Here is a 24,783-nt window from a genome sequence, read left to right as displayed (position 1 = left end):
ATGCTCGACTCGCGGCAGCGCCCTCAGCGGTCCGTACGTGGACGGCAGGGTCTGCAGCACTGGCGGCGATTGTCTCCGACCCCGACAACCCCCGTGTGCCCACACCTGTGGGACACCGTGCGCCAGGAGGGACACCGGCTCGGTACGGCTGGGCTGTCACTCGCGGTAGTAGAAGTCGGCGGCCTCACCAGCGCGTGCCGGCGCGTTGATCTTCAGGGACTTTCCATGATCCTTCATGGTGGTGGTCAGCGTCAGTTTCGGACCATCGGTGGGACTCAGCTCGACCTTGATCGAGGTGGCCCAACCCTTGGCATCGGTGGTGATCGTGAACGGCGACAGGCGTATGCCGATCGAGACGATGCTCGGTGCGCCCACGGGGAGGAACGACGTGGCGTCCTTGCCGGTCGGGTCGAAACGGCCGGTGTAGGTGCGCGGGTCGACGCGGTCCACCGAGGCGATCGACGAGGTGAACGCCTTCAGGCCGGTCGGGTCGACCCAGTCGAAGCGGAGGAAGGGATCGTCGCGCTTCACTCGCTTCAGATCGACGTGCACCCAGTTCTTGTCGTCGGACGGCCGCACGTAACTGTCGTTGCCGATCACGATCCGGCTCCCCGCCGACGGGTACTTCCCACCGGTGACCGAGATCGTGGTCTGGAAACGGCGCTTCTTCGGATCGAAGGCACCCGTGCCGTTGACCTTCTGCCCTTCGGGCAGGTTGCCGCGCACCGCGTACCGGTGGGCAGCCCCCTGCGACCGCTGCAATGCCGCGACCAGCTCACCGCGGACGTCGGGCGTCGGGGACGGCGCGGCAGTGGCAGTGGCAGTGGCAGTGGCGGTGGCCGCAACCGGTTCGTCGGTGCGCGTGGGCTCAGTCGTCGGAGTGCAGCCGGCGGCGAACAACAGACCGCCGGTCAGACCCAACGCGAGCAGAATGGTGCGGTGTTTCATTGTGATTCCCCCGTGGACCGCCGCCTGATGGCGGGACGGAGGCACGATAGCGAACCTGGTCGACGTCCGGTTGCCCCTCAGGGCGGACCGGCAGAGGCACACGGTGCCGCTCGGATACGTCTGATGTAATTGGAGCCCCCGGCCGGGATCGAACCGGCGACATCTCGCTTACAAGGCGAGTGCTCTGGCCAGCTGAGCTACAGGGGCGCGTGCGTCGAGGTCAGCATAGCGACTGACGTCCGGATATCCCGATCGCGTGGCCTCCCGAGCACGGGAATCGTCAACAACCCGACGCAGACTCGTTTCCCATGGTGTCGATTGATGTCTGACCGTGCCCGAGTGACCGGAATGCGTAGCCCGCCTGGTGGGCTGGGCGGCCCCCCCGCCTTGGCAGCACGGGTAAACGCGTTTACGGTTCACTGACACGGACGACGACCGGGTGCCCCCGCGACCGCGCCGCCGTCCGCTGAACCGGCACGGACACGTGCCGGTTGCTCCTTCACTCGGATCGTCCGGCACGTTCCTGCCGGTGAAAGGAAGCGCTTCACCATGGCTACGGTCACCTATTCCAAGGCGTCCCGGGTCTACCCGGGCCAAGAGCGTCCCGCCGTCAACGAGCTGGACCTCGAGATCGGCGACGGCGAGTTCCTCGTCCTGGTCGGCCCCTCCGGTTGCGGTAAGTCCACCAGCCTGCGGATGCTCGCCGGCCTTGAGGACGTGGACGCCGGTTCGATCTACATCGACCAGCGTGACGTCACTCACCTTCCTCCGAAGGCCCGCGACATCGCGATGGTCTTCCAGAACTACGCCCTCTACCCGCACATGACGGTGTACGAGAACATGGCGTTCGCCCTCAAGCTGCGCAAGACCTCCAAGTCGGAGATCGACCGGCGGGTCAAGGAGGCGGCCGGGCTGCTCCAGTTGGAGGAGTACCTCAGCCGTAAGCCGAAGGCGCTCTCCGGTGGTCAGCGTCAGCGTGTCGCGATGGGTCGGGCGATCGTCCGCGAGCCGCAGGTCTTCCTCATGGACGAGCCGCTGTCGAACCTCGACGCCAAGCTCCGCGTGCAGACCCGTACCCAGATCGCTTCCCTGCAGGCCAAGCTGGGCGTCACCACTGTCTACGTCACGCACGACCAGGTCGAGGCCATGACCATGGGTCACCGGGTCGCGGTGCTGCTCGACGGTGTCCTGCAGCAGGTGGACACCCCGCGGGCGCTCTACGACACCCCGGCCAACGTGTTCGTCGCCGGCTTCATGGGCTCGCCCGCCATGAACATCAAGACCGTTCCGCTGAACGAGCGGGGCGCCGAGTTCGCCGAGCTGCAGATTCCGCTGACCCGCGAGCAGGTCGAGGCGGCCCGCGCCGAGGGTGGCGACGGCAAGGTCACCGTGGGCTTCCGTCCGGAGGACTGCGAGCTGGTCAGCCCGACCGAGGGCGGCATGCCGGTCGTTGTCGAGCTGGTCGAGGACCTCGGCTCGGACGCCAACGTCTACGGCCACGCCGCGCTGGGTGGCAACTCGGAGCGCTTCGTCGTCCGCACCGACCGGCGCAACATGCCGAACATGGGTGACACCGTGTTCGTCAAGCCGGTCGCCGGTCGCAGCCACGTCTTCCACGCCGCCACCGGTGGCCGGATCTGATGTAACGCCGTACCGACAGGGGCGGTCCGCTTCGGCGGGCCGCCCCTTCGTCGTACCAAAATTGGCCCTTCATCCTGCCTGGGCGCCGGACGACGAAGGCCCCTCCCGCGCTCGGCGGGAGGGGCCTTCGTTCGACGTGCGCTACAGCTCGACGGAGCGCCGGCGGGCGACCTCGGCCAGGGCGACCGCCGCCGCCACGCTGGCGTTGAGCGACTCGACCTCGGAGATCATCGGGATGCTGACGGTCAGGTCGCAGGTCTCCCCGACCAGGCGGGAAAGACCGCGCCCCTCGGAACCGACCACCACGACCAGGGGACCGACAGCGGCCTCCAGGTTGTAGAGGTCGGTGTCGCCGTCGGCATCCAGGCCGACGACCATGAAACCGGCGTCGCGGCACGCCTTCAGCGACCGGGTCAGGTTGGTCACCTGTGCAACCGGCACCCGCGCGGCCGCGCCGGCGCTGGTCCGCCAGGCGGTCGCGGTGATCCCGGCGGCACGACGCTCGGGTACGAAGACACCCTGCGCGCCGAACGCGGCAGCCGACCGGATCACGGCGCCCAGGTTGCGCGGGTCGGTGACACCGTCCAGCGCGACCAGCAGCGGGGCCTGCTGCTCCAGGGCAGCGGCGACCATGTCCTCGAACGGCTGGTACGCGAAGGGCGGCACCTGCAAGCCGACGCCCTGGTGCAGCACCCCGCCGGTCATCCGGTCCAACTCGGCCCGGCTGATCTCCAGGTTGGCGATGCCCCGGTCGGCGGCGGTCCGGATGATCTCGTTGATCCGGTCGTCCATGTCGATGCCCTGGGCGGTGTAGAGCGCCGTCGCCGGCACGTTGGCGCGCAGCGCCTCCAGCACCGGGTTACGCCCGACCAGCAGCTCCGGGGTGTCCTTGGACGGGTTGGACTTGCGCCCCGGCGTGACCCGGGGGCCGGACCGGCCGGTGGGCTTGCCACTCCGTCCGCCGGTGGCGGCACCCCGGCCGCCCGGTACGCCCCGACCGCCACCCCGACCCCAGGTGGTGTCCTTGCTGCCCGGCTGGCCGATCTTGGGGGCGCGCCCCTCCTCGGCCGCCGCGCGGCGCTCCTTGTCCTGCTTCCAGGCGGTGCGCTGGGGCAGCTTCTCGGTGCCCGAGTAGCCCTTGTGCCACGGCCGCTCGTCCGCCGGCAGGGTGCGACCCCGCCCGGCCAACGAGTCCTTGTTCTTGCCGCCGGTGCCCTTGGGGGCGCCTGCCTTCGACGTCAGTCGCCGGCCACGGCGCTGCGAGTTGCCGGCCATCAGTCCTGCTCTCCAATAGTCCAACGGGGGCCCTGGGGGGTGTCCTCGACCACCACGCCGGCCAGCTTGAGCTGGTCACGCACGGCGTCCGCGGCGGTCCAGTCCTTGCGGCCCCGCGCCTGCGCACGCTGCTCCAGGGCCAGCGCGATCAGGGAGTCCACCACGGCACGAAGGTCGTCCGATCGGCCGCCACCGGTCCAGGCCGGGTCGAGGGGGTCGATCCCGAGAATATCCAGCATTGCCCGCACCACGGCCAGCGTGGTGCGGACGGTCACATCGTCGCCGACGCTCAGCGCGGTGTTGCCGTCCCGAATGTGCTGTTGTAGCACGGCCAGCGCGGCGGACGTGTTGAGGTCGTCGTCCATCGCCGCGACGAAACCGGCGGGCAGCTCCCCGAGTTGCCCGGCACCGACCCGCTCGGCGGCCCGCTGCACGAAACCCTCGATCCGCCGGTACGCGGTGGCCGCGTCGCGCAGCGAATCCTCCGAGTAGTCGATCAGCGAGCGGTAGTGCGCGGCGGCGTAGTAGTAGCGCAGCTCCACCGGCCGCACCCCGAGCGAGTCCACGTACGCCAGGCCCAGCGCGTTGCCGGCGGACTTGCCCATCTTGGCCCCGCCGATGCTCAGCAGCCCGTGGTGCACCCAGTAGCGGGCGAACGGCAAGCCGGCCGCCTGGGACTGGGCGATCTCGTTCTCGTGGTGCGGGAACGTCAGATCCAGCCCACCGCCGTGGATGTCGAACTCCGGGCCGAGATAGCGCCAGCACATCGCCGAGCACTCGATGTGCCAGCCCGGACGGCCCAGCCCCCACGGCGAGGGCCAGTAGGCGTCCGCCGGCTCGTCCGGTTTGGCGCCCTTCCACAGCGCGAAGTCGCGCGGATCCCGCTTGCCCCGATCCGGGGCGTCCCCGGCGGACTGCATGGCGTCCGGAGACTGGCCCGACAGCGACCCGTACGCCGGCCAGGACGCCACGTCGAAGTAGACGTCGCCGGAACCGTCACTCGCCGGGTACGCGTGCCCGTCGGCGATCAACTTCGTGATCAGCTCATGCATCTCAGGGATGTGGCCGGTGGCGCGCGGCTCGTAGGTGGGTGCCAGCACGTTCAACGACCGGTACGACTCGGCGAGCAGCAACTCGTTGGCGTACGCGATCGACCAGAACGGACGACCCTGCTCGCCCGCCTTGACCAGGATCTTGTCGTCGATGTCGGTCAGGTTGCGAATGAAGGTGACCTCGTAGCCGGCGGCCATCAGCCAACGACGCAGCACGTCGTAGTTGACGCCGGAGCGAAGGTGACCGATGTGCGGCGGGGCCTGGAGGGTGAGACCACACAGGTAGATCCCCACCTTGCCGGCTTCCCGCGGGACGAAGTCCCGCACCGATCGGGTGGCGGTGTCATACAGGCGTAGCGTCACCGTACAAGGGTAGCTGTCCGTGCCTGTCCGGGTCCGCCGGTGCCGGGTCGTACGCTGCCAGGCGTGGATGCGACCGCACGCTCCGGTGGCTCCGGTGACCCGCCAGCCAACCCCACCGCCCCCGCCTTCGAACGCGCCACCGGGCCGACCGATGGGGCCTCCGGGCCTACCTCCGGCTCGGCTGACGTGGCCTTCGGGCCGGCCGAGGCTGGCGCGGGGCGGGCCGACGCGGTCGCGGGGCGGGGCGGGGAGACGTCGCAGACACTGGACCGGGGGTTGCGGCTGCTGCACCTGGTCGCCGACGCCTCTGGCGGTCTGACCGTCACCGAGGCCGCCAATCGGCTCGGCATCGGCCGGGCCGCCGTCTACCGGCTGGTCAGTGCGCTGACCGGGCACGGAATGCTGCGCCGCGACGGAGAAGGTCGACTGCGCCTCGGTGCCGGGTTGCTGCACCTGGCCCGACGGGCCCAGCCGCTGCTCGCCGAGGGTGCGCTGCCCGCGCTACGCCGCCTCGCCGAGCAGGCTGGCGCGACCGCGCACCTGACCGTCGTCGAAGGTGGAGAGGGCGTCGCCCTGGCCGTGGTCGAGCCGAGCTGGACGTCGTTCCACGTCGCGTACCGGACCGGGGCACGGCATCCACTGGACCGGGGAGCTGCCGGCCGGGCGATCCTGGCCGGTCGCGCCGGGGTGGCAGAGCCGGTGAGTAGCAGCGGTGAGTTGCAGGCCGGGGCGTACGGGGTGGCTGCACCAGTGCTCGGCGTACCCGGGCTGGAGGCCAGCGTCGGCGTGGTCGCGCTCGCCCCACTGGACGTCGACACGATCGGCCCCCAGGTGCTGGCCGCCGCACGAGCCATCACCACAGCCCTCAGCTGACCCCGCCTTGATCCACTCGGGTTCACGGAAGTCGCGGTGTCCCAGGCCCGGTGATCGCCCGACTTTCAGGAACGCGAGTGGATCACCGCCCGTCGGCGGCCCGGATGCCTGATCGGCCCGGTGTCATAGCACGATCGGCAGGCGGATTCGTGGTTGTCCACAGGTCCAGCGGCACCCGCACGCCGGGTTGTCCACAGGGGTTTCGGTGCCCGGTGCGCGGTCGGCAGGCTGCTCGGCATGCCCCCACGTCCGCATCGCCCCGATGCCCTGGCCTGGCAGGTCTTCCGCGGCTCCGACGCTGTCCGGGACGGCCTGCTCACCGAACATCAGTTGCGCAACTCCGCCTGGGTGCGGTTGCGCCACGACATCTACGCCGACTCGCGGCTGGACCGGGACCACGCCCTCGCCTGTCGTGCCGCCCTCCTCCGGCTCCCACCCGGCGTGGTGGTCGGCGGCCCGTCCGCCGCCTTCCTGCACGGCGTCCAACACGCCGCGAGCTTCACCGACGATGTGCACGTCCTCGTGCCCCGACCACTGCGGATCGGCCCACAGCGCGGCCTCCGCGTGCACGTGAACGCCATCGCCCCGCTCGCGGCGGGCGAGACCCCTGAGCCCGCCACGCCAACCACACGACGACCACCAGGGCGGCCACCGAACGCGAGCCGTCCGCCGACCCCAGGACATCAGCCAGCCGCAATCCGACCGTCAGACGCAGGCCGACCCCCAGGTGCAGGACGACCGCCGGACGCGGGACGACCGCCGGACGCGGGACGACCGCCGGACGCGGGACGACCGCCGGACGCGGGACGACCGCCGGACGCGGGACGACCGCCGGACGCGGGACGACCGTCGAGCGCTGGAAGTCCACGTGATTCAGCGCGACCTGCGGGAGTGGGCCGCCCACCTGCCGGCGGAATGTCACAACGACCAGCACGGCAGCTGTCCCGTCCGGCCGCCGTGTCCGTCGGAGCAGGGGGGATGGTGGTTGCCCGTCGGGGCGATGGGTGGGCGGCGGCCAGCCCGCCCAGGTCCACGGGGCGGGACCTCCCAATCCCCCGGTCGGACCCCGGCCGGGCCGCCTGGGAGACGGCTGTCTGGCTCGACCCGGTCCGGGCGGTCGCCATCGTCGATTCGCTGCTCGGGCAGGGGCTGGCCGATCGCGACACCCTGGCCGCCATGGCTGCCCGTAACGCTGACCGGCCGGGCGCACGACGAGCACGTTGGGTGTTCGACCTGGCCGACGGCGGCGCCGAGTCCCCGCCGGAGTCACACCTACGCGTGCGGTTGGTGCTGGGTGGGCTGCCGCGCCCAGCCGTTCACCATCCGGTGCGCCTGCCCACCGGCGTCGTTCTGCACCCCGACCTGGCCTGGCCGCAATATCGGGTAGCTGTGGAGTACGACGGCACGTGGCACTCCGACGTGGAGCAGCTGCACCGTGACCGCCGTCGGCTGAATCTGCTGGTGGGCGCGGGGTGGCTGGTCCTGCACGTGACCAGCCGGCGGCTGCACGGCGAGTTCCCGGCGGTGCTTCGTGAGGTACGCGACGCGCTGGTCGGCCGCGGCTGGCGACAGGGATCGTCCAAATGACCAGGATCACCTCGGTTTCCTGGAAACCGCGCCATCCTTCAGGCACCAACACCGCGCCTTCCAGTAAGCCGAGTCGATCATGTTGAGCGCCGGGCGGCGGCGGCCCGGGACAACGGGTCCGGACGACCGCAGGGCCCGGTCGACGAGGTGTCGACCGGGCCCCGACGGTGGTGGCGGTTGGGCCACCTCCGTAGTGCGATGTGCGCTACGGGCGGGCGTTCGGCTTGAGCGGGGTCTTCACCGCCGCGTAGGCGTCGACGATCCCGTAGCCGTAGAAGCCGTTGAAGTTGACCCCACCGGCGCAGTACGCGTCGTAGGTCTCGTCCCGGCCCTCGTTGCGGTACTGCTGGAGGCGCGGCTCCGGGCACGCGTGCTCGGCGGCCGTGCGGTAGAGGTGCTGCTCGACCTGGTCCGGCGACATCCCGAAGCCAGTCCGACCCTGCGCCTTTCCGTGCCGGCTGACGATCAGCGCGGCGACACCGGCGGCGTGCGGGGACGCCATCGAGGTGCCCTGGAGGTAGGTGTAGTAGCCGCACTCACCGTTGGCCTTGCACTGCTTGAAGACCGAATTCTCGAAGCCGGCGACGATGTTGCCGTCGGCGTCGACCGATTCTTCCTCCTGAAGCACGTGCTTCGGGTACGAGGAAAGGATCATGTTGGCGTCGGTACGGAAGGTGTCGGTGCCGAAGCCGTCCCGGAACCAGCCTCCCGGCGCGGCGACCGAGATCTGCTCGGTGCCGTAGTTGGAGAAGTCCGACTTCTTGCCGGACGGGCCAACCGACGAAACGCCGATCACGTGCGGGCCCTCGGTGGGGAGGTCCCAGCAGCTCTCGTTGTCGATCGGTCGGGGGTAAGGGTCGGCGCCGTAGTCGGGGCTCGTGACGTCGGTGCGCGGAGCACCCAGGTCCTCGTTGTTGTTGCCGAGCGCACCGACGAGGGTCACGCCCTTGTTGTGCGCGAAGACCAGCGCCCGCTTCATCGCCTTGATGACGGCCCGCTGCTCGGCCTGGTCCTCGAGGGAGTCGGCCGGGTTGGCGGTGCAGTTGTAGAGCCACGGGTCGACATAGAACGACATGTTGACCACGTCGATCCCGGACCGGCCGGCGTAGACCAGGGCGTTGACGACCGGGTCGAGGAAGAAGTAGCCAGAGTCCTGGCCGCCCTTGAGCTCGACCAGCGAGACGTTCGGGGCGACGCCAGAGAGACCGAAACCGTTGGCCGCGGCGCCGATGGTGCCGGCCACGTGGGTGCCGTGCCCGCCGTCGTCGGTGCCGACCGGGTCGACGCAGCTCGGCACCTCGCAGGGGCCGTCCACATCGGTCAGGTCGGGCGCGAAGTTGCGCGACAGCGACCAGTTGAAGTTCGGCGCGATGTCCGGGTTGCTGGCGTCGACGCCGGTGTCCAGCACGCCGACGGTCACCCGACGGTCGCCCGGCTCGATCTTGCGGGCCTTGTCGGCCCGGATCATCTCCAAGCCCCACAGCTTGTCATCGAGCGGATCGAGCTTGGTGCCCTTCTTGGCAGCACCGGCAGCACCGGCACGAGCACCGGCAGCGGCCAGCAGGTGCTCCTGCTCGACCCGGTCCAGCTTCGGCTTGCGGCCGATGGCCTTCTGCTCGGCGGCCCCGATCAGCGTCGGTGCGGCGGTCGCCCTGGCCGCGAAGTCAGCCCGGTCGCTGCTGACCTGGAACATGCCGACCTCATCGGACCGGGACACCACAGTGCCGCCAGCTGCGCGGATCGCGGCGACGGCGGTGTCAGTGGCGACGCCATCCTCGGCGACGACGGTGAAGGTCCGGGCATTGCTCGGCGCGGCGTTGGCCGGCACACCCAACCCCGTAGCCGTAAGTGCCAGCACAGCCGCGGTCGCGACCGTACGGGCGGTGAAGCGCTTGCTCACCACATCAGATCCTCTCGTTGAGGGACGTGGCAGCCATCACACAGCAACGATCCGGATTACGCCAGTTGAGCGCCCGTTATGGCCGTGAATCCCGTCAGTTCGAGCCGCACCGATACGGGCCGCACCGACACAGGCCGCACAGTCACCCGGCGCACAGACACACCACTGGCCACCTCGACCTACACACCTACCGCGTCGACACCAAGATTCGCCAGCGCGGCTGGCAGCTCGGCCATGCTGGAAACTTCGGCGTCGGGCTGGCAGCCGAGGGGGCGGGGCAGGCGGAGCCGGTTCAGCCACACCGATCGCAGGCCGGCCCGCCGAGGCGCCAGCACGTCGTGCTCCCACGAGTCGCCGACGTACACGATCTGGTCGGCTGGCGCCCCGGCCGCCGCGACCACCGCGGCGTAGAACTCCGGGGCTGGCTTCTTGGGCAGGCCGTTTTCGTGCGCGTACAGCTCGAAGGCGAACTCGCCGGCGAGCCCGCACCGCTCGGCGCGGCTGTTGCCGTTGGTGGCGAAGCCCAGCGTGTACCGGCCGCGCAGCGTGGCCAGCGCCGGTGGTACGTCCGGGAACGGGCGGGTCAGGGCGAACCGGCGACCGAAGAAGAGGTCTGCGATCTCGTCCAGGTGGTTGACCAGTTCGGCGCGGGCCAGCGACCGGGCCAGTGCCGCGCGCCGGATCTCCGCCACCGGGGCGGCGCTCAGTTCACCGAAGACGGCACCCCAGTCCGACTCCAGCTCGGCGAGCGTCACCCCGGCCGCCGCCGAGGTACGTCGCCGCATCTCGTCGAGGACCGCCACCAGCCCGCCCGTGACCGCTGGACGCAGGTCCAACAGCGTCTCGTCAGCGTCGAACACCACAGTGGTCAGCACGGCACCCAGTCTCTCACCGCCCGCGCGGAGCGCGCCGCCCGCGCGGAGCGCGCCGCCCGCGCGGAGCGCGCCGCCCGCCGGCACGCGCCAGCCATCAGGAGCACGCCGCCGGCCAACCCTCACCGACCGTCAAGCGCCAGTTCGGGTTCGGGCGTGGCCGGCGCGGGCGTCGAGGGCGACCCGCGCAGTTCGTCGAGGCGTACCAGGGCGACGCCGGCGACGATCAGCGCGCCGCCGAACAGTTGCCAGCCGGTGGGCAGCTCGTTCAGGAAGAGCCAGGCGATAAGCACCGCGAAGAGCACCTCGGTCAGCCCGACGAACGACGACAGGCGGGGCCCGAGGATCCGGGTGCCGGCGATGCCGGTGAGGTACGCGATGACGGCGGCCACCAACGACAGCCCGGCGATGGGCACCAACCAGCTGGTGGGTTGCCCGGCGAAGGTGACCTCACCGAAGGTGGCGTGCAGCGGCAGCAGGCCGGTCAGTCCGACGAGGAGCAGCATGGCGGCGCCGACGGCCATTCCACCGCTGGCCATGGCGACCGAGGGCAGCCGGGGGTCGACCCGGCCGGCGAGCACGAAGTATCCGGCCAGGCCGAACGCCGCGCCAAGCCCCCAGAGCACGCCCACCGGGTGGAAGTCGGCGGTGCCGGCGAGGTCGAGCACGAACGCCAACCCGGCGAGTGCGGCCACCGACCCGGCGACGGTGAGCCGGCGGGGTGGCTGCCCGTGCCGCAGCCACATCCAGACCACGACGAGGATGATGCCCAGGTATTCCAGCAGCAGCGCGACACCGACGGGCAGGTAGCGCACGGCGTTGAAGAAGCACACCTGGGCCAGCGCCACCCCGAGGAGCCCGAACATGCCGATGGCCGCGGCGTTGCCTCGCAGCACGTCCCATTTGCCCCGCAGCGACAGCAGGGCGGGGATCGCCAGCACCAGGGCGGCCACCCCGACCCGGGCGATCACCGCGGACTCGGCTGACCAGCCGGCCTCGATGAGCGATCGCGCGAAGGTGCCGGAGGTGGCGAAGGTGACTGCGGAGAGCAGCGCAAGTCCGACGCCGGCAGCAGGTCGTGAGTGCATGTCGCGCTCCTCGCAATGGGCACCGTGTCATGAGCAAACTATCCTTGTACTGATGACGCTAGGCGGAAGCCATGACAGGAGTCAAGTTGCTATTCGCTCATGACACCGAGTGTTCGCTGATCGCCGCCGCGGCGCTGGTCAACACCGCAGGTCGGGACGGTGAGCTGCTGCCCGACATCGCGGCGCTGGACGCGTTCTTCGACCGCCACTCCTACAGCGGCCGGCACGAGCACACCGAGGCCGAGCTGCGCGCCGTACGGGAGCTGCGTCCCCAACTGCGCCGCATCTGGCACGCCGAACCACCCGAGATCGTCGCGGTGGTCAACGGCCTGCTGCTGGAACACAAGGCGCTGCCCCAGCTCATCGAGCACGACGACGAGCCGTACCACCTGCACGCCGTTCCCCGCGATGCGCCGCTGGCCACCCGGATCGCGGTCGAAGCCGCCATGGCGATGGCCGACCTCGTCCGTACCGGCGAGCTGAGCCGTTTGCGGATCTGCGAATACCCGGACTGCGACAACGTCGTCGTCGACCTGTCCCGCAACCGGTCCCGGCGGTTCTGCGAGGCCGGCTGCGGCAACCGCGCCGCGGTGACCGCCTACCGCGCCCGCCGGGCCGCCGGCCGCTCCTGACCGACGGTCGCCCACTCCTCGGCTCGCACCTCGTACTCCACCTCGCCCTGCTCGGTGCCCGGGATCGGGTCGTCCCACTGCAGGTGAAAGGTCCGCACGTAGCGCAGCCCGGCCTTCACCATCACCCGCCGGGAGCGTTCGTTGACAGCCATCGTCTCGGCCCAGACCCGACGTACCCCGACAACGTCGAAGGCGTGCCGGACCAGCCCCAGCGACCCCTCGGTGGCCAGCCCGCGCCCCCACGTCGAGCGGCGCAGCCGATAGCCCAACTCGGCCTCGGTGCCGTCCGCTGACGGGTCCAACGCGAACCAACCCAGGAACTCGCCGGACTCCCGATCATGCGCCGCCCACCGCCCCAACCCGGGGAACCTGTCGTACTGGGCCAGCAGCCTCGGCAACTGCTCGTCACGCACGGTGGACAGCGGGGTCGCGACACCCCCGGTGAGGAAACGCATCACCTCGGAGTCGCTGTCCAACTCGACCAGCGCGTCCACGTCGCCCATGGTCAGCCGCCGCAGCCGCAGCCGCTCGGTCTCCGCCGGCACCGCCGCGCCATCGTCACCCATACCCCGGATCATCCGTCCTGCTCAGGACCGACCCCCGTCGCGGGCGAGGCGGTCGGATCAACGCGGGGGCGCGACCACGAAGAGCCGCCAGGAGTACGCGTCGACAACGAGCACGGGCCCGTCCGAGTCCTTACTGTCTCGCACCCCGACCACGTCCCCAAGATTCGTCGCCACCTCGACGCAGTTGTTGTCCTGGTTGCTGCGGCTGCTCTTACGCCATTGAGCGTCGGTCAACTCCACGACTCGGCCACCTCGCTGATCAATTCAATGGACGCCTGCGGGGGCAGGGCTTCGCCCAAGGTAGCCTCCCAGACCCGCTGCAACCGCAACAGATCCTGCGGCTGGTCCAGCTCCTGGCCGCGAACCTGGCACTCCATATAGGCCAATTCCGTGCCGTCGGGCAGGGCAGCGAGCGCGAACTGACCGCCGAGGCCCGGATACTCCTCAGCGGATCGTGGCACCACGTGCAGCCGGACCCGAGGATGCCCAGTGGCGATGCCGGCCAGGTGCAGCGTCTGGTCGCGCATCACCTTCCGCCCGCCCACCCGTCGCCGTAGCACCGCCTCGTCCAGCACCGCCACGATCTGCGGCGCACGTTCGCTATGCAGCACATCCTGGCGATTCATCCGGTCGGCCAATCGCCGGTCAACCTCGTCGGGAGCGAGCAGGCCGCCAGCCTCGAAGACCGCTCGCGCGTAGTCCTCCGTCTGGAACAGGCCGGGCACGTAGCGAGGCTCGTACCACCGGACCGTGCGCGCCTGCTCGAAGATCGCCTGCCAGCCGCGTAGCCAGGGCTGCGCCCGGTCCAGGCTGACCAGTTCGGTGGACATCCGGCCGAAGAGGCCGCCGGTGTCCAGGGCGCGGTCGACGAGTTCCAGGTACTTGGCAGTCGGCGGCTGCTGACCCAGCTCGACGGCGCTGACCATCGACGCCGAGTAGTTGACCGCCTTGGCCAGCTCGTCCTGACTCCAGCCACGTCGAACCCGCGCCCGGCGCAGCTCAGCGATCAGGAACGCCGCCGCAGTCATCTGTCCATCGGCCATGCCGTGCCCGCCCTCCACCTCGCCGACGATCATCTCCAGCCGGCCGCCAGCGGCGCTGCTACCCAAGACAGGGCGACTATGACGACGCGGCCAAACCCTTCCGACCGTAGTCGCCTGATCACCAGACTGTGAAGCGCGGCGCCGCTCCCCGTCCCCCGGGATCTGCCGGTACCGCACGGGACCGCCCGCTCCCCCGTGCCGGGCGGTCCCACCAGACAGCCACAGCCAGCGCGACCCACAGCCAGCGCGACCCACGACCAGAGCGACCCACAGCCGGAGTGCGCCACGACCAGGGCGCGCCACAGCCGGAGTGCGCCACGACCAGGGCGCGCCACAGCCGGAGTGCAACCACCAGGACAAGCGGAGGCGATGCCACAAACGAGTCAGGTCCAAAGCGTCAGCCCAAGACATTGCCGGACCCGCCGACACCTGCTACCCCGCCCACGCACACGCCGGCCACCCCGGGCCGACCACGCCCACCATTCCAGCCGCGCCCACCACCCGACCGGCCACGCCCACCACCCGACCAACCACATCGGCCACCGAACCCGCCGGCAGCCCCGACCGACCACACAAGATCGTGCTCGATCCTGGAAAGAGTGGGGTCCTGGCGTGCGGAAGCCACTACATCCAGGATCGAGCACGATCTTGCGCAGGGCAGGTGGCGCAGCGCAGGTGGCGCAGCTCCGACGCAAGTCCGGCGCGACCCCTAGCCCGGCGACACCCCGGCGCAGTCCGGTCAACGAAAGGCCACAGCATGTCCCGGATCGCCCCGGACGGCCGCGCGACGGCACCACTCCGACCGCACCTGCCGCTGCGCCCGCTCTGGCTCTGCCGGGTCTGCGCCGCGCCCTGGCCGTGCCCGGTCGCCCGACTCACACTGCGTCAGGAGTACGCGCACGACCGCATCGGGTTGAGCATCTACCTGTGCGCCGTCCTGCACGAGGCGGCTGCCGACCTGTACCGACTCAACCCGCACGACGGCCCCGACCCCGCCGCGCTCTTCGCCCGCTTCCTCGGTTGGGCGAGACCACGGCACCTACCCTGACCAGGGCAGGCTGCGGCAGGGCGGGCCGAGCCGGGCGGGGCAGGACGGGTCAGGGATGGGTCATCCGGAGCAGGTCCAACGTCTCGTCCAGCTGGGTCTCGGTGAGCTTGCCGGAGTCGACGTGCCCCCGGGAGATGACCACCTCGCGGATCGAGGTCTGCTTGGCCAGCGCCTCCTTGGCGATCGACGCGGCCTCGTCGTACCCCAGGTAGCGGTTGAGTGGGGTGACGATCGACGGTGAGCCCTCGGCGTACGCCAGGCAGACCTCGGCGTCCGCGACCAGGCCGACCACCAGCCGGTCGGCGAAGAGCCGGCTCACCGCGGAGAGCAGCCGGATCGACTCCAGCAGGTTGCGGCCCATCACCGGGAGCATCACGTTCAGCTCGAAGTCGCCCTGTGAGCCGGCGAAGCTGACGGTCGCATCGTTGCCGATCACCTGGGCGCAGACCTGCCGCATCGCCTCGGCGACCACCGGATTGACCTTGCCCGGCATGATCGACGAGCCGGGCTGGAGGTCCGGGATGCGCAGCTCGCGCAGGCCGGCGCGAGGGCCGGAGCCCATCCAGCGGATGTCGTTGGCGATCTTGTAGAGACCGATCGCCACGGTCCGCAACTGCCCCGATGTCTCCACCAGCGCGTCCCGCGCGCCCTGCGCCTCGAAGTGGTTTCGCGCCTCGCTCAGCGGCAACCCGGTCGACTCACGCAACCTGTCGATCACGGCGGCGGCGAAGCCGAGCGGGGTGTTGATCCCGGTGCCGACGGCGGTGCCGCCCAGCGGCAGCTCGGCCAGTCGGGGCAGCGCCCCCTCCAGCCGTTCGATCCCGTAGCGGACCTGGGCGGCGTACCCACCGAACTCCTGACCGAGGGTGACCGGGGTGGCGTCCATCAGGTGGGTACGCCCGGCCTTGACCACCGTCTCGAACTCGGCGGCCTTGGCCTCCAACGCCGAGGCCAGGTGCGCCAGCGACGGCAGCAGGTCTTCGACGATGAACTGGGTGGCCGCCAGGTGGATCGAGGACGGGAAGACGTCGTTGCTCGACTGGGAGGCGTTGACGTGGTCGTTCGGGTGCACCGGGGAGCCCAGTTCCCGGCTGGCCAGGGTCGCGATCACCTCGTTGGTGTTCATGTTCGACGAGGTGCCGGAGCCGGTCTGGAACACGTCCACCGGGAACTGGTCGTCGTAACCACCGTCGGCGACGTGCGCGGCGGCGGCGGCGATCGCGGCGGCCACGTTGGCGTCGATCACGCCCAGCTCGCCGTTGACCTCGGCCGCCGCGCCCTTGATCTGGGCGAGGGCCTTGATCTGGGCCGGTTCGAGGCCCCGGCCGGAAATCGGGAAATTCTGCACCGCGCGCTGGGTCTGCGCCCGCCACAGCGCCTCGGCGGGCACCTCCACCTCGCCCATCGAGTCGCGTTCGATGCGGTAACCGGTCGCCTCTGGAGTCGTCACGCGTACCATCCTGCCGCGCCCGTGGCCGACTCGCAGATGATCCGTCAGCCGAACTCGGTGAGCAGCCGTTCCACCTCGTGCTGATCCGGCGACTCGATCTGCCGAAACAGCGCCAGCGCTCGCTCCAGGTGCGCGCGGGCGGCCGCCGGATCGGTGGCCCGTACGCAGCGGGCGATGCCCTCCAACGCTAGGCCCTGCTCGCGTGGGGAACCCAGCCCGGTGGCGTCGACGAGCACCCGACGATGCAGGTCGAGCGCGCTTGTCACGTCCCCCTGATCCAGGATGGCTCGGGCCAGCAGGTTGCGCGAGCCGCACTGGGCGATGCGATCCCCCGCCTCGGTCATCGCGACCAGTGCCGCACGGTGCAGATCGGCGGCCCGTTCGGGACGGCCAGCCTCCCGTTCCATCATCCCGATCTCGTTCAACACCTCACCCTCGCCAAACCGGGTGCCCACCTCTCGCTTGATGCGCAGCGCCACCCGCAGCAACCGCTCGGCCGGCACCACGTCACCCATCCGATGCCGGATCATCCCGAGGTGCCCGAGGGCGTTGCCGATCCGGCGCGGATCGCCGACCTCGCGGGCGATCCCCAGGTGCCGCCGGGCGGTGCGCAGCGCCTCGTCGAACCGTCCCCAGAGAAGCAGGGTCATCGCGAGGTTGTTGAGCTCGTTCGCCAGCGCCTCCTTGTCGCGCAGCCGCGTCGCCAGCGCGCGGGCAGCGTCGTAGCACTCCCGGGCCCGGCGGAACTCGAAGTTGGCGGCGTAAGAGGTGCCCAGGTTGCCAAGGGTGTTGCGGAACTCACGGCGCAGACCGAGCCGGCGGAAAATCTCCAGCGACCTTTCCATCACCCGGATCGACTCGGGGAAAGCACCCAACCGGTAGTGGGCCGAGGCGAGATAGTTGAGCATTGTCGCGACCGCCCGATCGTCGCCCAACTCCTCGGCGGCGCGCAGGCCCGCGGAGTGCGTCTCGATCAACTCGTCCAGGCGGCCACTCTCGAACTGGGCGTGCCAGCACGCCCTCGCCAACTGCCAGCACTTCTGGAGAAGCCCCTCGGTCTCCGCCAACCGGACCAGTGCGGGCCACAGGGCAAGGTTCTCGTTGAGCCAGGTTCGACCCTGCTCGGTGACGATCGTGACCAGGTCAGCCCGAACCGGTACCGTCACCAAGATCAGCGGTTGGGTCGAGGAGAGCTCCCTCTCGCGAGCGATCGCCGTGGCGACGTGCAGGTGGTGATCGAGCAGACGCTCGATGGCGCCCCGCCGCTCGCCTGCCCGCTCAGGCTCGGCGACCAGCGTCCGCGCGTACTCCCGGACCAGGTCGTGCAGCCGGTAGCGGCTGGGCTCCGCCTCCTCCACCAGGTGCGCGTCGACCAACTCGTCGAGCAGGTCCTGGACCTCGGGCAGCGGCAGTTCGACCAGTACGGCCGCGACCAGGTTGTCGAACCGTACCCCCGGGTGCAGACCCAGCAGCCGGAACGCGCGCTGCGCCGCCGGCGACACCTGGGCGTACGACAGGGCGAAGGCTCGACCGACGGACCGTTCGCCCGCTTCGAACTCGGCCAACGGGTCCGGTCGGGTGCTCAGCCGCTCGGCCAGGTCGGCGATCCGCCAACGGGGTCGGTGTGCCAGTCGGGCACCGGCCAGTCGGATGGCGAGAGGCAGGTGACCACAGCGTCGGACCACCTCGGTGGCGGCCTCCGGCTCGGCTGCCACCCGGTTCATGCCGACCACCCGCCCCAGCAGCTCGACCCCCTCGTCGGTGTCGAGCACGGGAAGCGACGAGGGCCGGCCCTCGTCCACCCCGACCAGCCGTCGACGACTGGTGATCAGGATCAGGCATCGCGAGCCGTTGGGCAGCAGGGGTGTCACCTGGTCGGCGGTGGCCGCGTTGTCCAACACCAGCAGGGCCCGCCGGCCGGACAGCTCGGAGCGCCAGAGCGCCAACCGGTCGTCCTGGTTCGCCGGTACGCGCTCGTCGGGCACACCGAGTTGCCGCAGCAGCGTCGCCACCGCCGCAGCCGGCGTCAACGGCGTGCGCTCGCTGTGCCCATGCAGGTCGAGGTAGAGCTGGGCGTCCGGGTAGTCGTCTGCGAGGGCGGTGGCGAGGTGCACCGCGAGGGTGGTCTTGCCGCTGCCCGCCATGCCGTCGATGAGCTGGATCCGGGCCCCGGCCTCCACCTCCTTGACCAGGCGGGCCAGCGTCTGCTGCCGGCCGGTGAAGTCGCCGATCGCCCGGGGCAGCGAGCGGACCGGAGCGATCGGCCGCGCTTCCCGACCGGCCAGGGCCAGGTCACCGGCGAGCACCCGTTGGTGCAGTTCCTGCAACTCGGCACCTGGTTCGATGCCCAGCTCATCCGCGTAGAACCGCCGGCCCTCCCGGTAGACGGCGAGCGCGTCGGCCTGCCGCCCGACCGCGGACAGTGCCAGCATCAGTTGCCCACGCAGCCGCTCCCGCACCGGGTGCTGGTCGACACTTTCGGCGAGTTCGCCGATCAGCTCGGCGGCCAGACCGAGGCGCAGCTCGACATCGACGCACTCCTCCAGCGCGGTGAGACGCTGCTCGTCGAGTGCCTGTGCACGGCGGCGGACGCTCCGGCTCGGGATCCCACCCAGCGCCGGCCCGCGCCACAACGCCAAGGCGGCGCGGAATTCGGCACGCGCGTCTACCAGGCGACCGGCCGTCGCGGCGGATCGGGCCGCCTCCACACCCCGGGTGAAGACCTCGGCGTCCAGGTCGGTCGGTGCGGTACGCACCCCGTACCCCGCCGGGTCGGTGACGATGAGGTCCGGTGCCAGCTCGAGTTCGGTGAACCGGCGACGCAACCGCGACACGCAGGTCTGCAACTGCGCTCGGGCGGTGGCCGGCGGGCGGTCCTCCCACACCGCGTCAACCAGCTCGTCGACCGGCACGAGCCGACCGGCCCGCAACAAGAGCATGGCGAGCACGATCCGGTCGCGTCCGGCGGTGACAGTGGACTCGCCACCGCCCACCCGCAGAGGCCCCAGGATCCCGAACCGCATCTGCTCTCCCGCATCAGTGGTGCAACTTCCAGCAGAGTAGTCCGGTGATAACAGACCGCCTCGGTCAGGCGATAGTGATCTGAGAGCGGATCGACAGCGGTGCGCAGCACACTCATTCCGAGTTGTCGGTGACGGCATCCGACGGGGGCGGTGCGCCCGTCCCACCCCAGGGGGCGGGCGTACCGATGTCGGCAGAGCACGGGCGACAGAACGGGCGCCGGGCGAGTTCGCCCGGCGCCCGTTCGCGTACCTGTGGGGTCAGCGGCGGCCGACGGTGAGCACCGGCTTGGTGACCTCGGCGAAGAAGTCGTTGCCCTTGTCGTCGACCACGATGAAGGCGGGGAAGTCCTCCACCTCGATCTTCCAGACGGCCTCCATGCCCAGCTCCGCGTATTCGAGCACCTCGACGTGCTTGATGCAGTCCTGGGCGAGACGGGCCGCGGGGCCGCCGATCGAGCCGAGGTAGAAGCCGCCGTGCTGCTGGCAGGATCGGGTCACCTGACCCGACCGGTTGCCCTTGGCCAGCATCACCTGGGAGCCACCGGCGGCCTGGAACTTTTCCACGTAGGCGTCCATCCGGCCGGCGGTGGTCGGGCCGAACGAGCCGGACGCGTACCCCTCGGGGGTCTTCGCCGGGCCGGCGTAGTAGACCGCGTGGTCACGCAGGTACTGCGGCATCGGCTCACCGGCGTCCAGCCGCTCGGCGATCTTGGCGTGGGCGATGTCCCGGGCGACGACGAGCGGCCCGGAGAGGGAGAGGCGCGTCTTCACCGGGTACTTCGACAGTTCCGCGCGGATCTCGTCCATCGGCCGGTTCAGGTCGACCCGGACCACCAGCTCGGCGTCGAGCGAATCGTCGGTGACGTCGGGCAGGAACCGCGCCGGGTCGGTTTCGAGCCGCTCCAGCCACACGCCCGACGGGGTGATCTTGGCGACGGCCTGGCGGTCCGCCGAGCAGGAGACGGCGATAGCCACCGGGCAGGACGCACCGTGCCGGGGCAACCGGACCACCCGTACGTCGTGGCAGAAGTACCGCCCACCGAACTGCGCGCCGATGCCGAAGTTGCGGGTCAGCTCCAGGACCTCCGCCTCCAGCTCCAGGTCGCGGAAGCCGTGCGCGCTCATCGAACCCGTTGTGGGCAGCGCGTCAAGATACTTGGCGCTGGCGTACTTCGCGGTCTTCAGCGCGTACTCGGCGGAGGTGCCGCCGATGACGACGGCCAGGTGGTACGGCGGACAGGCGGCGGTGCCGATCAGCCGCAGCTTCTCCTCCAGGAACTGCATCATCCGCGTTGGATTGAGCAGCGCTTTCGTCTCCTGGTAGAGGTACGACTTGTTGGCCGAGCCACCGCCCTTGGCCATGAACAGGAACTTGTACGCGTCGGGGTGCCCGTCCGGGTCCTCGGCGTACAGGTCTACCTGGGCGGGCAGGTTGCTGCCGGTGTTCCGCTCGTCCCACATGGTCAGGGGAGCGAGTTGGGAGTAGCGCAGATTGAGCTTGGTGTACGCCTGGTAGACGCCCCGGGAGATGGCCTCCGCGTCGGCACCGTCGGTCAGCACGTGCCGACCGCGTTTGCCCATCACGATGGCGGTGCCGGTGTCCTGGCACATCGGCAGGACACCGCCGGCGGCGATGTTGGCGTTGCGCAGCAGGTCCAGCGCGACGAACCGGTCGTTCGGCGAGGCGGCCGGGTCGTCGATGATCGCCCGGAGCTGCGCCAGGTGTGCGGGGCGCAGGAAGTGCGCGATGTCGTGCATCGCCTCGGCGGTCAGCGCGGTGAGCGCGGCCGGCTCCACGGTGAGGAACCGACGGCCTCCCGGGCCGTGTACGACGTCCACGCCCTCGTCGGTGACCAGGCGATAGTCCGTCTGGTCCGGGCCGGTTGGCAGCAGAGGGGCGTACGAGAATGCGGCGGCACTGCTCATGAGCGGCAAGCCTAGGGCAGACCGGTCGATCACTCCCACCCGCCGGGCGGGTCCTGGGACGCCGCTCTCATCCACCGGGCGCGCCGGGCCCGGCCGCCATCCCGATCTTCGGACGAACCGCCCGCTCAGCCGTCCTTGCCGCCGCCCGGGTCGGGGCAGAGTTCCCCCTTCGGCCCGCAGTCGCCGTCGTTCGGCCCGCCGGGGCCGGGGCCGCCCGGCCCGGGATTCCCACCGTTGCCGGGCGGCCGGGTGGGCGAGCTTCCGGACGCGCCGAAACGGACGTACCCGATCTCCCGCCCCTCACCGATGATCATCCCCTGTGACCCGACGGCGAGGGCGTTCGCCGAGGTGCGCAGGGCGGCCAACTCCCGGCCGGTGCGTGGGTCCAGTGCCGCCAGCCGGGACGGCTTCTCGTCGGCCACCACCGCCGCGTACGGGGTGAGCGCGGCCCCGGCCTTGCCGCTGGCCTGCCGCGTCCAGAGCACCTTCTCGGTGCCCAACTCGCGGGCGATGACCGAACGTTTGTCGGCGGCCCGGAACACCGCCGAACGGTCGTCCACCGCGATCGGCTTGGTGCCCGGCTCACCGACCCAGAGCAGCCGGCCGTCGTACCCGTCGATGACCGCCTCGCGGCCGTCCGGGGCGACGCCGATCAGCACGTTCCGCGCACCCTGCGGGTCCTCGCGTTGCACGCAGCCGGCGGAGTCGGCGGTGCGCAGGTTGATCCCGGCCCGCTGCCAGGCTTCCTGCCCGGTGGCCGAGTCGCGGGCGGAGATGGCGAAGTAACAGGTGCCGTCCTGGGAGCGGGCGGCGATCCGCAGCAGTCGGCCGCCCACGACGGAGAGCCGCTCCTCCCGGCCGGGCTCGACGTTCTGCAGCACCCGGCCGGTGGCGGTGTCGACCACGTGGACCCGACCGTCGACCGGGAAGCCGAGCAGCGGTGGCGCGGCCTCCGCCCCGGCCACGCCGTCGTCGATCCGGGTGGCGGTGAGCCGGCGGGTGCCGCGCAGACCCGGGTTGTCGGCGAGCAGGCCGCTGTGCACCCCGGGCAGGAAGGCCGTCCAGAGCGGCGCCGTGCCACGCGGGTCCCAGGCGCTCAGGGTGCAGTCGGTGGCGTCCGTGCACCTGGCGTCGAGGAGCAGGTTGCGGTACGTCCAGACGGCCACCGCGTCATCGTCACGCCGCCGGGTCACCCCCGTCGTCGGGTCGAGCAGCTCGTACCCCTTGACCAGGAGCTTGCCCACGGCCACTACCGGGTCCCGGTCGCCGCCGGCGACCGCCGCCCAGTCCGCCTTGCGCTCCCAGAGCTGGGCGCCGGTGGCCAGGCTGCGAGCCTCGACCCGGGTGCGCTGCTCGACCACGACGGCGTCGCCGGCGATTGTCACGCTGCGCGGAGTGCCACCGACCCGTTGCTGCCAGACCACGTCGGGCTCGGAGATGGGTTCGCTGCGGTCCACCCAGTCCCACAGGCCGGGGAACGGGTTCCACACGCCTGTCGCGGCGAGCGCGACGACCACGGCGAGGCCAAGCAGCAGCCCACCGCGCACGCTCCCCTTCGCCACCCGCACACCGTAGCCACGATCACGGATCTTCCGTACGCCCGCGCCGCCGTGTCGCCGCGCTTTCTGCGCTCGGAGGTGTTACAGCGTCCTTCCCTCGGACCGAACAGCGCTGCGCACCAGCGGAAGCGTGCGGTAGGGGATCTGCTCGGCCAGCGCGATGATCGTCGAGGCGCGGGTGATGCCGACGGACGACACGATCTGGTCGATGACCCGTTGCAGGTCGGTGTTGGAGCGGGCCACGATCCGGCAGAGCAGGTCGCTGGAGCCTGTGATGGTGTGCGCCTCCAACACCTCGGGGATGGCGGCGAGGTGAGCGGTGACCGGGTCGTGGCCGTGCCGCTGACTGATCTCCAGGGTGACGAAGCTGGTCACCCCGAACCCGATCGCGGCCGGCGCGATCTCGGGGCCGAAGCCCTCGATGACCCGCCGCTCGACAAGCTTGTCCAGCCTCGCCTGCACGGTGCCCCGGGCCACCCCGAGCCGCCGGGAGCACTCCAGCACCCCGATCCGCGGCTCCTCGGCGAGCAGTTCGATCAAGCGCACATCGAGCGAGTCGAGCTGTACATTCTGCTCACCATTCATGAGTGAGCACCATACCGAATGCGCAACCTGACCAGCATTTCCGCCAACAGTTGCCCACTCGATGCCGGGCCAGCGATCCTCGCCACAAGAACCGACCACGGCGGCCCACAAGGCCGGCCGGTACGCGAGGGAGCCCACCATGACCCAGGCGATCGACCGACCCCAGTCGACCGAGGACGTCGACGTCGACCGGCTCGTCGGCGCTGTCGACCACGACATCAGCCACGACCCGTTCCCGGTCCGGGGCCTCGACCACGTGCACTTCCTGGTCGGCAACGCCAAGCAGGCCGCCCACTACTACTCCACCGCGTTCGGCATGACCTGCGTGGCGTACCGCGGCCCCGAGCAGGGCTACCGGGACCACGCCCAGTACGTGCTGACCAGCGGATCGGCCCGGTTCGTGCTGACCGGCGCGGTGCGCCCGGACGCCGAGGGCGCCGAGCACGTGGCCCGGCACAGCGACGGGATCAGCGACATCGCGCTGGAGGTCCCGAACGTGGACGCCGCGTACGCGCACGCCATCGCCCAGGGCGCCGCCAGCGTCGTCGAGCCGCACGAGGTGACCGACGAGCACGGCACGGTCCGGATGGCCTCCATCGCCGCGTACGGCGACACCCGGCACACGCTCGTCGACCGGTCCCGCTATAGCGGCCCGTTCCTGCCCGGCTTCGTGGCCCGGGGCCCGATCGTGGACCGGCAGCCGATGATCGACGCCGGCATCCAGCCGAAGCGCTTCTTCCAGGCCGTCGACCACGTGGTCGGCAACGTGGAGCTGGGCCGGATGGACGAGTGGGTCGAGTTCTACAAGCGGGTGATGGGCTTCTCCAACATGGCGGAGTTCGTCGGCGACGACATCGCCACCGACTACTCGGCGCTGATGAGCAAGGTCGTGGCGAACGGCACCCGCAAGGTGAAGTTCCCGCTCAACGAGCCGGCGATCGCCCGCAAGAAGTCCCAGATCGACGAGTACCTGGAGTTCTACCAGGGCCCGGGCGCGCAGCACATCGCCGTCGCCACCAACGACATCCTGGCCAGCGTCGACGCGATGCGCGCGGCGGGCCTGGAGTTCCTGGACACCCCGGACTCGTACTACGACGACCCGGAGCTGCGCGAGCGGATCGGCAAGGTGCGGGTGCCGATCGAGGAGCTGAAGGCCCGCAAGATCCTGGTCGACCGGGACGAGGACGGCTACCTGCTCCAGATCTTCACCAAGCCGGTGCAGGACCGTCCCACAGTCTTCTTCGAGCTGATCGAGCGGCACGGCTCGCTGGGCTTCGGCAAGGGCAACTTCAAGGCGCTCTTCCAGGCGATCGAGCGGGAGCAGGAAGCCCGCGGCAACCTGTAACACTTGC

Annotated in this window: 21 protein-coding genes and 1 tRNA gene; 6 read left to right on the top strand and 16 right to left on the bottom strand. The window is 70.6% G+C overall.

Translation table 11 applies throughout. The features are described 5' to 3' along the window. Positions 1 to 156: 156 nt before the first annotated feature. Positions 157 to 726 (bottom strand): hypothetical protein, encoded by a 570-nt coding sequence (locus tag OG992_RS23135; RefSeq protein WP_266304288.1) that lies wholly within the window; start codon positions 724 to 726, stop codon positions 157 to 159. Positions 727 to 1,078: 352 nt separating this feature from the next. Next, positions 1,079 to 1,155 (bottom strand) — tRNA-Thr (locus OG992_RS23130). A 342-nt stretch (positions 1,156 to 1,497) separates the two neighbouring features. On the opposite strand from OG992_RS23130, the gene OG992_RS23125 reads away from it, so the two are divergent. After that, on the top strand, positions 1,498 to 2,589 hold the full coding sequence (locus OG992_RS23125) for an ABC transporter ATP-binding protein (protein ID WP_091403085.1): 1,092 nt from the start codon (positions 1,498 to 1,500) through the stop codon (positions 2,587 to 2,589). Between the two features lie 141 nt (positions 2,590 to 2,730). On the opposite strand, the gene rlmB is transcribed toward OG992_RS23125, so the two are convergent. Together rlmB and cysS are read right to left on the bottom strand one after the other, a co-directional pair. Further along, positions 2,731 to 3,864 carry a 23S rRNA (guanosine(2251)-2'-O)-methyltransferase RlmB gene (rlmB, locus tag OG992_RS23120; protein ID WP_238683042.1) on the bottom strand — a complete coding sequence of 378 codons (1,134 nt, stop codon included), beginning with the start codon at positions 3,862 to 3,864 and terminating at the stop codon, positions 2,731 to 2,733. Continuing rightward, entirely contained in the window at positions 3,864 to 5,279 is a 1,416-nt protein-coding gene (gene cysS, locus OG992_RS23115; RefSeq protein ID WP_266304287.1) for a cysteine--tRNA ligase, read from the bottom strand. Before cysS ends, rlmB begins: the two co-directional genes overlap by 1 nt. 186 nt (positions 5,280 to 5,465) lie before the next feature. On the opposite strand from cysS, the gene OG992_RS23110 reads away from it, so the two are divergent. Beyond that, positions 5,466 to 6,152 (top strand): IclR family transcriptional regulator, encoded by a 687-nt coding sequence (locus tag OG992_RS23110; protein WP_266305259.1) that lies wholly within the window; start codon positions 5,466 to 5,468, stop codon positions 6,150 to 6,152. A gap of 123 nt (positions 6,153 to 6,275) precedes the next feature. On the opposite strand, the gene OG992_RS23105 is transcribed toward OG992_RS23110, so the two are convergent. Further along, positions 6,276 to 6,722 carry a hypothetical protein gene (locus OG992_RS23105; protein WP_266304286.1) on the bottom strand — a complete coding sequence of 149 codons (447 nt, stop codon included), beginning with the start codon at positions 6,720 to 6,722 and terminating at the stop codon, positions 6,276 to 6,278. A gap of 408 nt (positions 6,723 to 7,130) precedes the next feature. On the opposite strand from OG992_RS23105, the gene OG992_RS23100 reads away from it, so the two are divergent. Beyond that, positions 7,131 to 7,739 carry an endonuclease domain-containing protein gene (locus OG992_RS23100; protein ID WP_266304285.1) on the top strand — a complete coding sequence of 203 codons (609 nt, stop codon included), beginning with the start codon at positions 7,131 to 7,133 and terminating at the stop codon, positions 7,737 to 7,739. A 205-nt stretch (positions 7,740 to 7,944) separates the two neighbouring features. Here the strand turns inward: OG992_RS23100 and OG992_RS23095 are convergent, their stop codons facing one another. From OG992_RS23095 to OG992_RS23085, 3 genes are all read right to left on the bottom strand, one after another. After that, positions 7,945 to 9,639, bottom strand: a complete 1,695-nt coding sequence (locus OG992_RS23095; RefSeq protein WP_266304284.1) for a S8 family serine peptidase — start codon at positions 9,637 to 9,639, stop codon at positions 7,945 to 7,947. Positions 9,640 to 9,818: 179 nt separating this feature from the next. Then, positions 9,819 to 10,514: an HAD family hydrolase gene (locus OG992_RS23090; protein ID WP_238683037.1), complete on the bottom strand. Its 696-nt coding sequence runs from the start codon at positions 10,512 to 10,514 to the stop codon at positions 9,819 to 9,821. A 119-nt stretch (positions 10,515 to 10,633) separates the two neighbouring features. Continuing rightward, on the bottom strand, positions 10,634 to 11,599 hold the full coding sequence (locus OG992_RS23085; RefSeq protein WP_266304283.1) for a DMT family transporter: 966 nt from the start codon (positions 11,597 to 11,599) through the stop codon (positions 10,634 to 10,636). An 86-nt stretch (positions 11,600 to 11,685) separates the two neighbouring features. Between OG992_RS23085 and OG992_RS23080 the strand changes: the two genes are divergently transcribed. After that, the gene (locus OG992_RS23080) at positions 11,686 to 12,231 is read left to right on the top strand and encodes a CGNR zinc finger domain-containing protein (RefSeq protein WP_238683035.1); all 546 of its coding nucleotides are present in this window, start codon (positions 11,686 to 11,688) and stop codon (positions 12,229 to 12,231) included. On the opposite strand, the gene OG992_RS23075 is transcribed toward OG992_RS23080, so the two are convergent. The 3 genes from OG992_RS23075 to OG992_RS23065 are packed head-to-tail and all read right to left on the bottom strand — an operon-like array spanning position 12,198 to position 13,840. Next, on the bottom strand, positions 12,198 to 12,797 hold the full coding sequence (locus OG992_RS23075; RefSeq protein ID WP_238683034.1) for a GNAT family N-acetyltransferase: 600 nt from the start codon (positions 12,795 to 12,797) through the stop codon (positions 12,198 to 12,200). The two genes, OG992_RS23080 and OG992_RS23075, sit on opposite strands and share 34 nt — an antisense overlap. 57 nt (positions 12,798 to 12,854) lie before the next feature. After that, positions 12,855 to 13,037, bottom strand: coding sequence for a DUF397 domain-containing protein (locus OG992_RS23070; protein WP_266304282.1), 183 nt, complete (start codon positions 13,035 to 13,037; stop codon positions 12,855 to 12,857). Next, positions 13,028 to 13,840: a helix-turn-helix transcriptional regulator gene (locus tag OG992_RS23065; RefSeq protein ID WP_266305258.1), complete on the bottom strand. Its 813-nt coding sequence runs from the start codon at positions 13,838 to 13,840 to the stop codon at positions 13,028 to 13,030. The genes OG992_RS23070 and OG992_RS23065 overlap by 10 nt, the downstream gene beginning before the upstream one ends. Positions 13,841 to 14,597: 757 nt before the next feature. Here OG992_RS23065 and OG992_RS23060 point away from each other — a divergent pair. After that, on the top strand, positions 14,598 to 14,888 hold the full coding sequence (locus OG992_RS23060; protein ID WP_238686985.1) for a hypothetical protein: 291 nt from the start codon (positions 14,598 to 14,600) through the stop codon (positions 14,886 to 14,888). A gap of 49 nt (positions 14,889 to 14,937) precedes the next feature. Here OG992_RS23060 and OG992_RS23055 read toward each other — a convergent pair whose 3' ends face one another. From OG992_RS23055 to OG992_RS23035, 5 genes are all read right to left on the bottom strand, one after another. Continuing rightward, the gene (locus OG992_RS23055; protein WP_266304281.1) at positions 14,938 to 16,347 is read right to left on the bottom strand and encodes an aspartate ammonia-lyase; all 1,410 of its coding nucleotides are present in this window, start codon (positions 16,345 to 16,347) and stop codon (positions 14,938 to 14,940) included. A gap of 35 nt (positions 16,348 to 16,382) precedes the next feature. Further along, positions 16,383 to 19,361, bottom strand: coding sequence for a BTAD domain-containing putative transcriptional regulator (locus tag OG992_RS23050; protein ID WP_266304280.1), 2,979 nt, complete (start codon positions 19,359 to 19,361; stop codon positions 16,383 to 16,385). Positions 19,362 to 19,619: 258 nt separating this feature from the next. Continuing rightward, entirely contained in the window at positions 19,620 to 21,287 is a 1,668-nt protein-coding gene (locus OG992_RS23045) for a fumarate hydratase (protein ID WP_238686987.1), read from the bottom strand. 125 nt (positions 21,288 to 21,412) lie between these two features. After that, on the bottom strand, positions 21,413 to 22,822 hold the full coding sequence (locus OG992_RS23040) for a PQQ-binding-like beta-propeller repeat protein (RefSeq protein WP_266305257.1): 1,410 nt from the start codon (positions 22,820 to 22,822) through the stop codon (positions 21,413 to 21,415). A gap of 105 nt (positions 22,823 to 22,927) precedes the next feature. Beyond that, on the bottom strand, positions 22,928 to 23,431 hold the full coding sequence (locus OG992_RS23035) for an Lrp/AsnC family transcriptional regulator (RefSeq protein WP_266304279.1): 504 nt from the start codon (positions 23,429 to 23,431) through the stop codon (positions 22,928 to 22,930). A 139-nt stretch (positions 23,432 to 23,570) separates the two neighbouring features. Between OG992_RS23035 and hppD the strand changes: the two genes are divergently transcribed. Continuing rightward, entirely contained in the window at positions 23,571 to 24,776 is a 1,206-nt protein-coding gene (gene hppD, locus OG992_RS23030; protein WP_238686989.1) for a 4-hydroxyphenylpyruvate dioxygenase, read from the top strand. Positions 24,777 to 24,783: the final 7 nt, after the last annotated feature.

It is taken from the genome of Micromonospora sp. NBC_00362 (assembly GCF_026342155.1).
Taxonomy (GTDB): domain Bacteria; phylum Actinomycetota; class Actinomycetes; order Mycobacteriales; family Micromonosporaceae; genus Micromonospora; species Micromonospora hortensis.
Note: the sequence above shows the minus strand (reverse complement) of the source record. Positions and strands in the feature narration are given on the sequence as shown.

Excerpts from the sequence above, each read along its gene's own strand:
- OG992_RS23055 (WP_266304281.1), bottom strand. The coding sequence starts at position 16,347 with ATGGTACGCGTGACGACTCCAGAGGCGACCGGTTACCGCATCGAACGC.
- OG992_RS23100 (WP_266304285.1), top strand. The coding sequence starts at position 7,131 with ATGGTGGTTGCCCGTCGGGGCGATGGGTGGGCGGCGGCCAGCCCGCCC.
- OG992_RS23125 (WP_091403085.1), top strand. The coding sequence starts at position 1,498 with ATGGCTACGGTCACCTATTCCAAGGCGTCCCGGGTCTACCCGGGCCAA.
- OG992_RS23065 (WP_266305258.1), bottom strand. The coding sequence starts at position 13,840 with ATGGCCGATGGACAGATGACTGCGGCGGCGTTCCTGATCGCTGAGCTG.
- hppD (WP_238686989.1), top strand. The coding sequence starts at position 23,571 with ATGACCCAGGCGATCGACCGACCCCAGTCGACCGAGGACGTCGACGTC.
- OG992_RS23045 (WP_238686987.1), bottom strand. The coding sequence starts at position 21,287 with ATGAGCAGTGCCGCCGCATTCTCGTACGCCCCTCTGCTGCCAACCGGC.
- OG992_RS23075 (WP_238683034.1), bottom strand. The coding sequence starts at position 12,797 with ATGGGTGACGATGGCGCGGCGGTGCCGGCGGAGACCGAGCGGCTGCGG.
- rlmB (WP_238683042.1), bottom strand. The coding sequence starts at position 3,864 with ATGGCCGGCAACTCGCAGCGCCGTGGCCGGCGACTGACGTCGAAGGCA.
- OG992_RS23050 (WP_266304280.1), bottom strand. The coding sequence starts at position 19,361 with ATGCGGTTCGGGATCCTGGGGCCTCTGCGGGTGGGCGGTGGCGAGTCC.
- OG992_RS23060 (WP_238686985.1), top strand. The coding sequence starts at position 14,598 with ATGTCCCGGATCGCCCCGGACGGCCGCGCGACGGCACCACTCCGACCG.
- OG992_RS23085 (WP_266304283.1), bottom strand. The coding sequence starts at position 11,599 with ATGCACTCACGACCTGCTGCCGGCGTCGGACTTGCGCTGCTCTCCGCA.
- OG992_RS23035 (WP_266304279.1), bottom strand. The coding sequence starts at position 23,431 with ATGAATGGTGAGCAGAATGTACAGCTCGACTCGCTCGATGTGCGCTTG.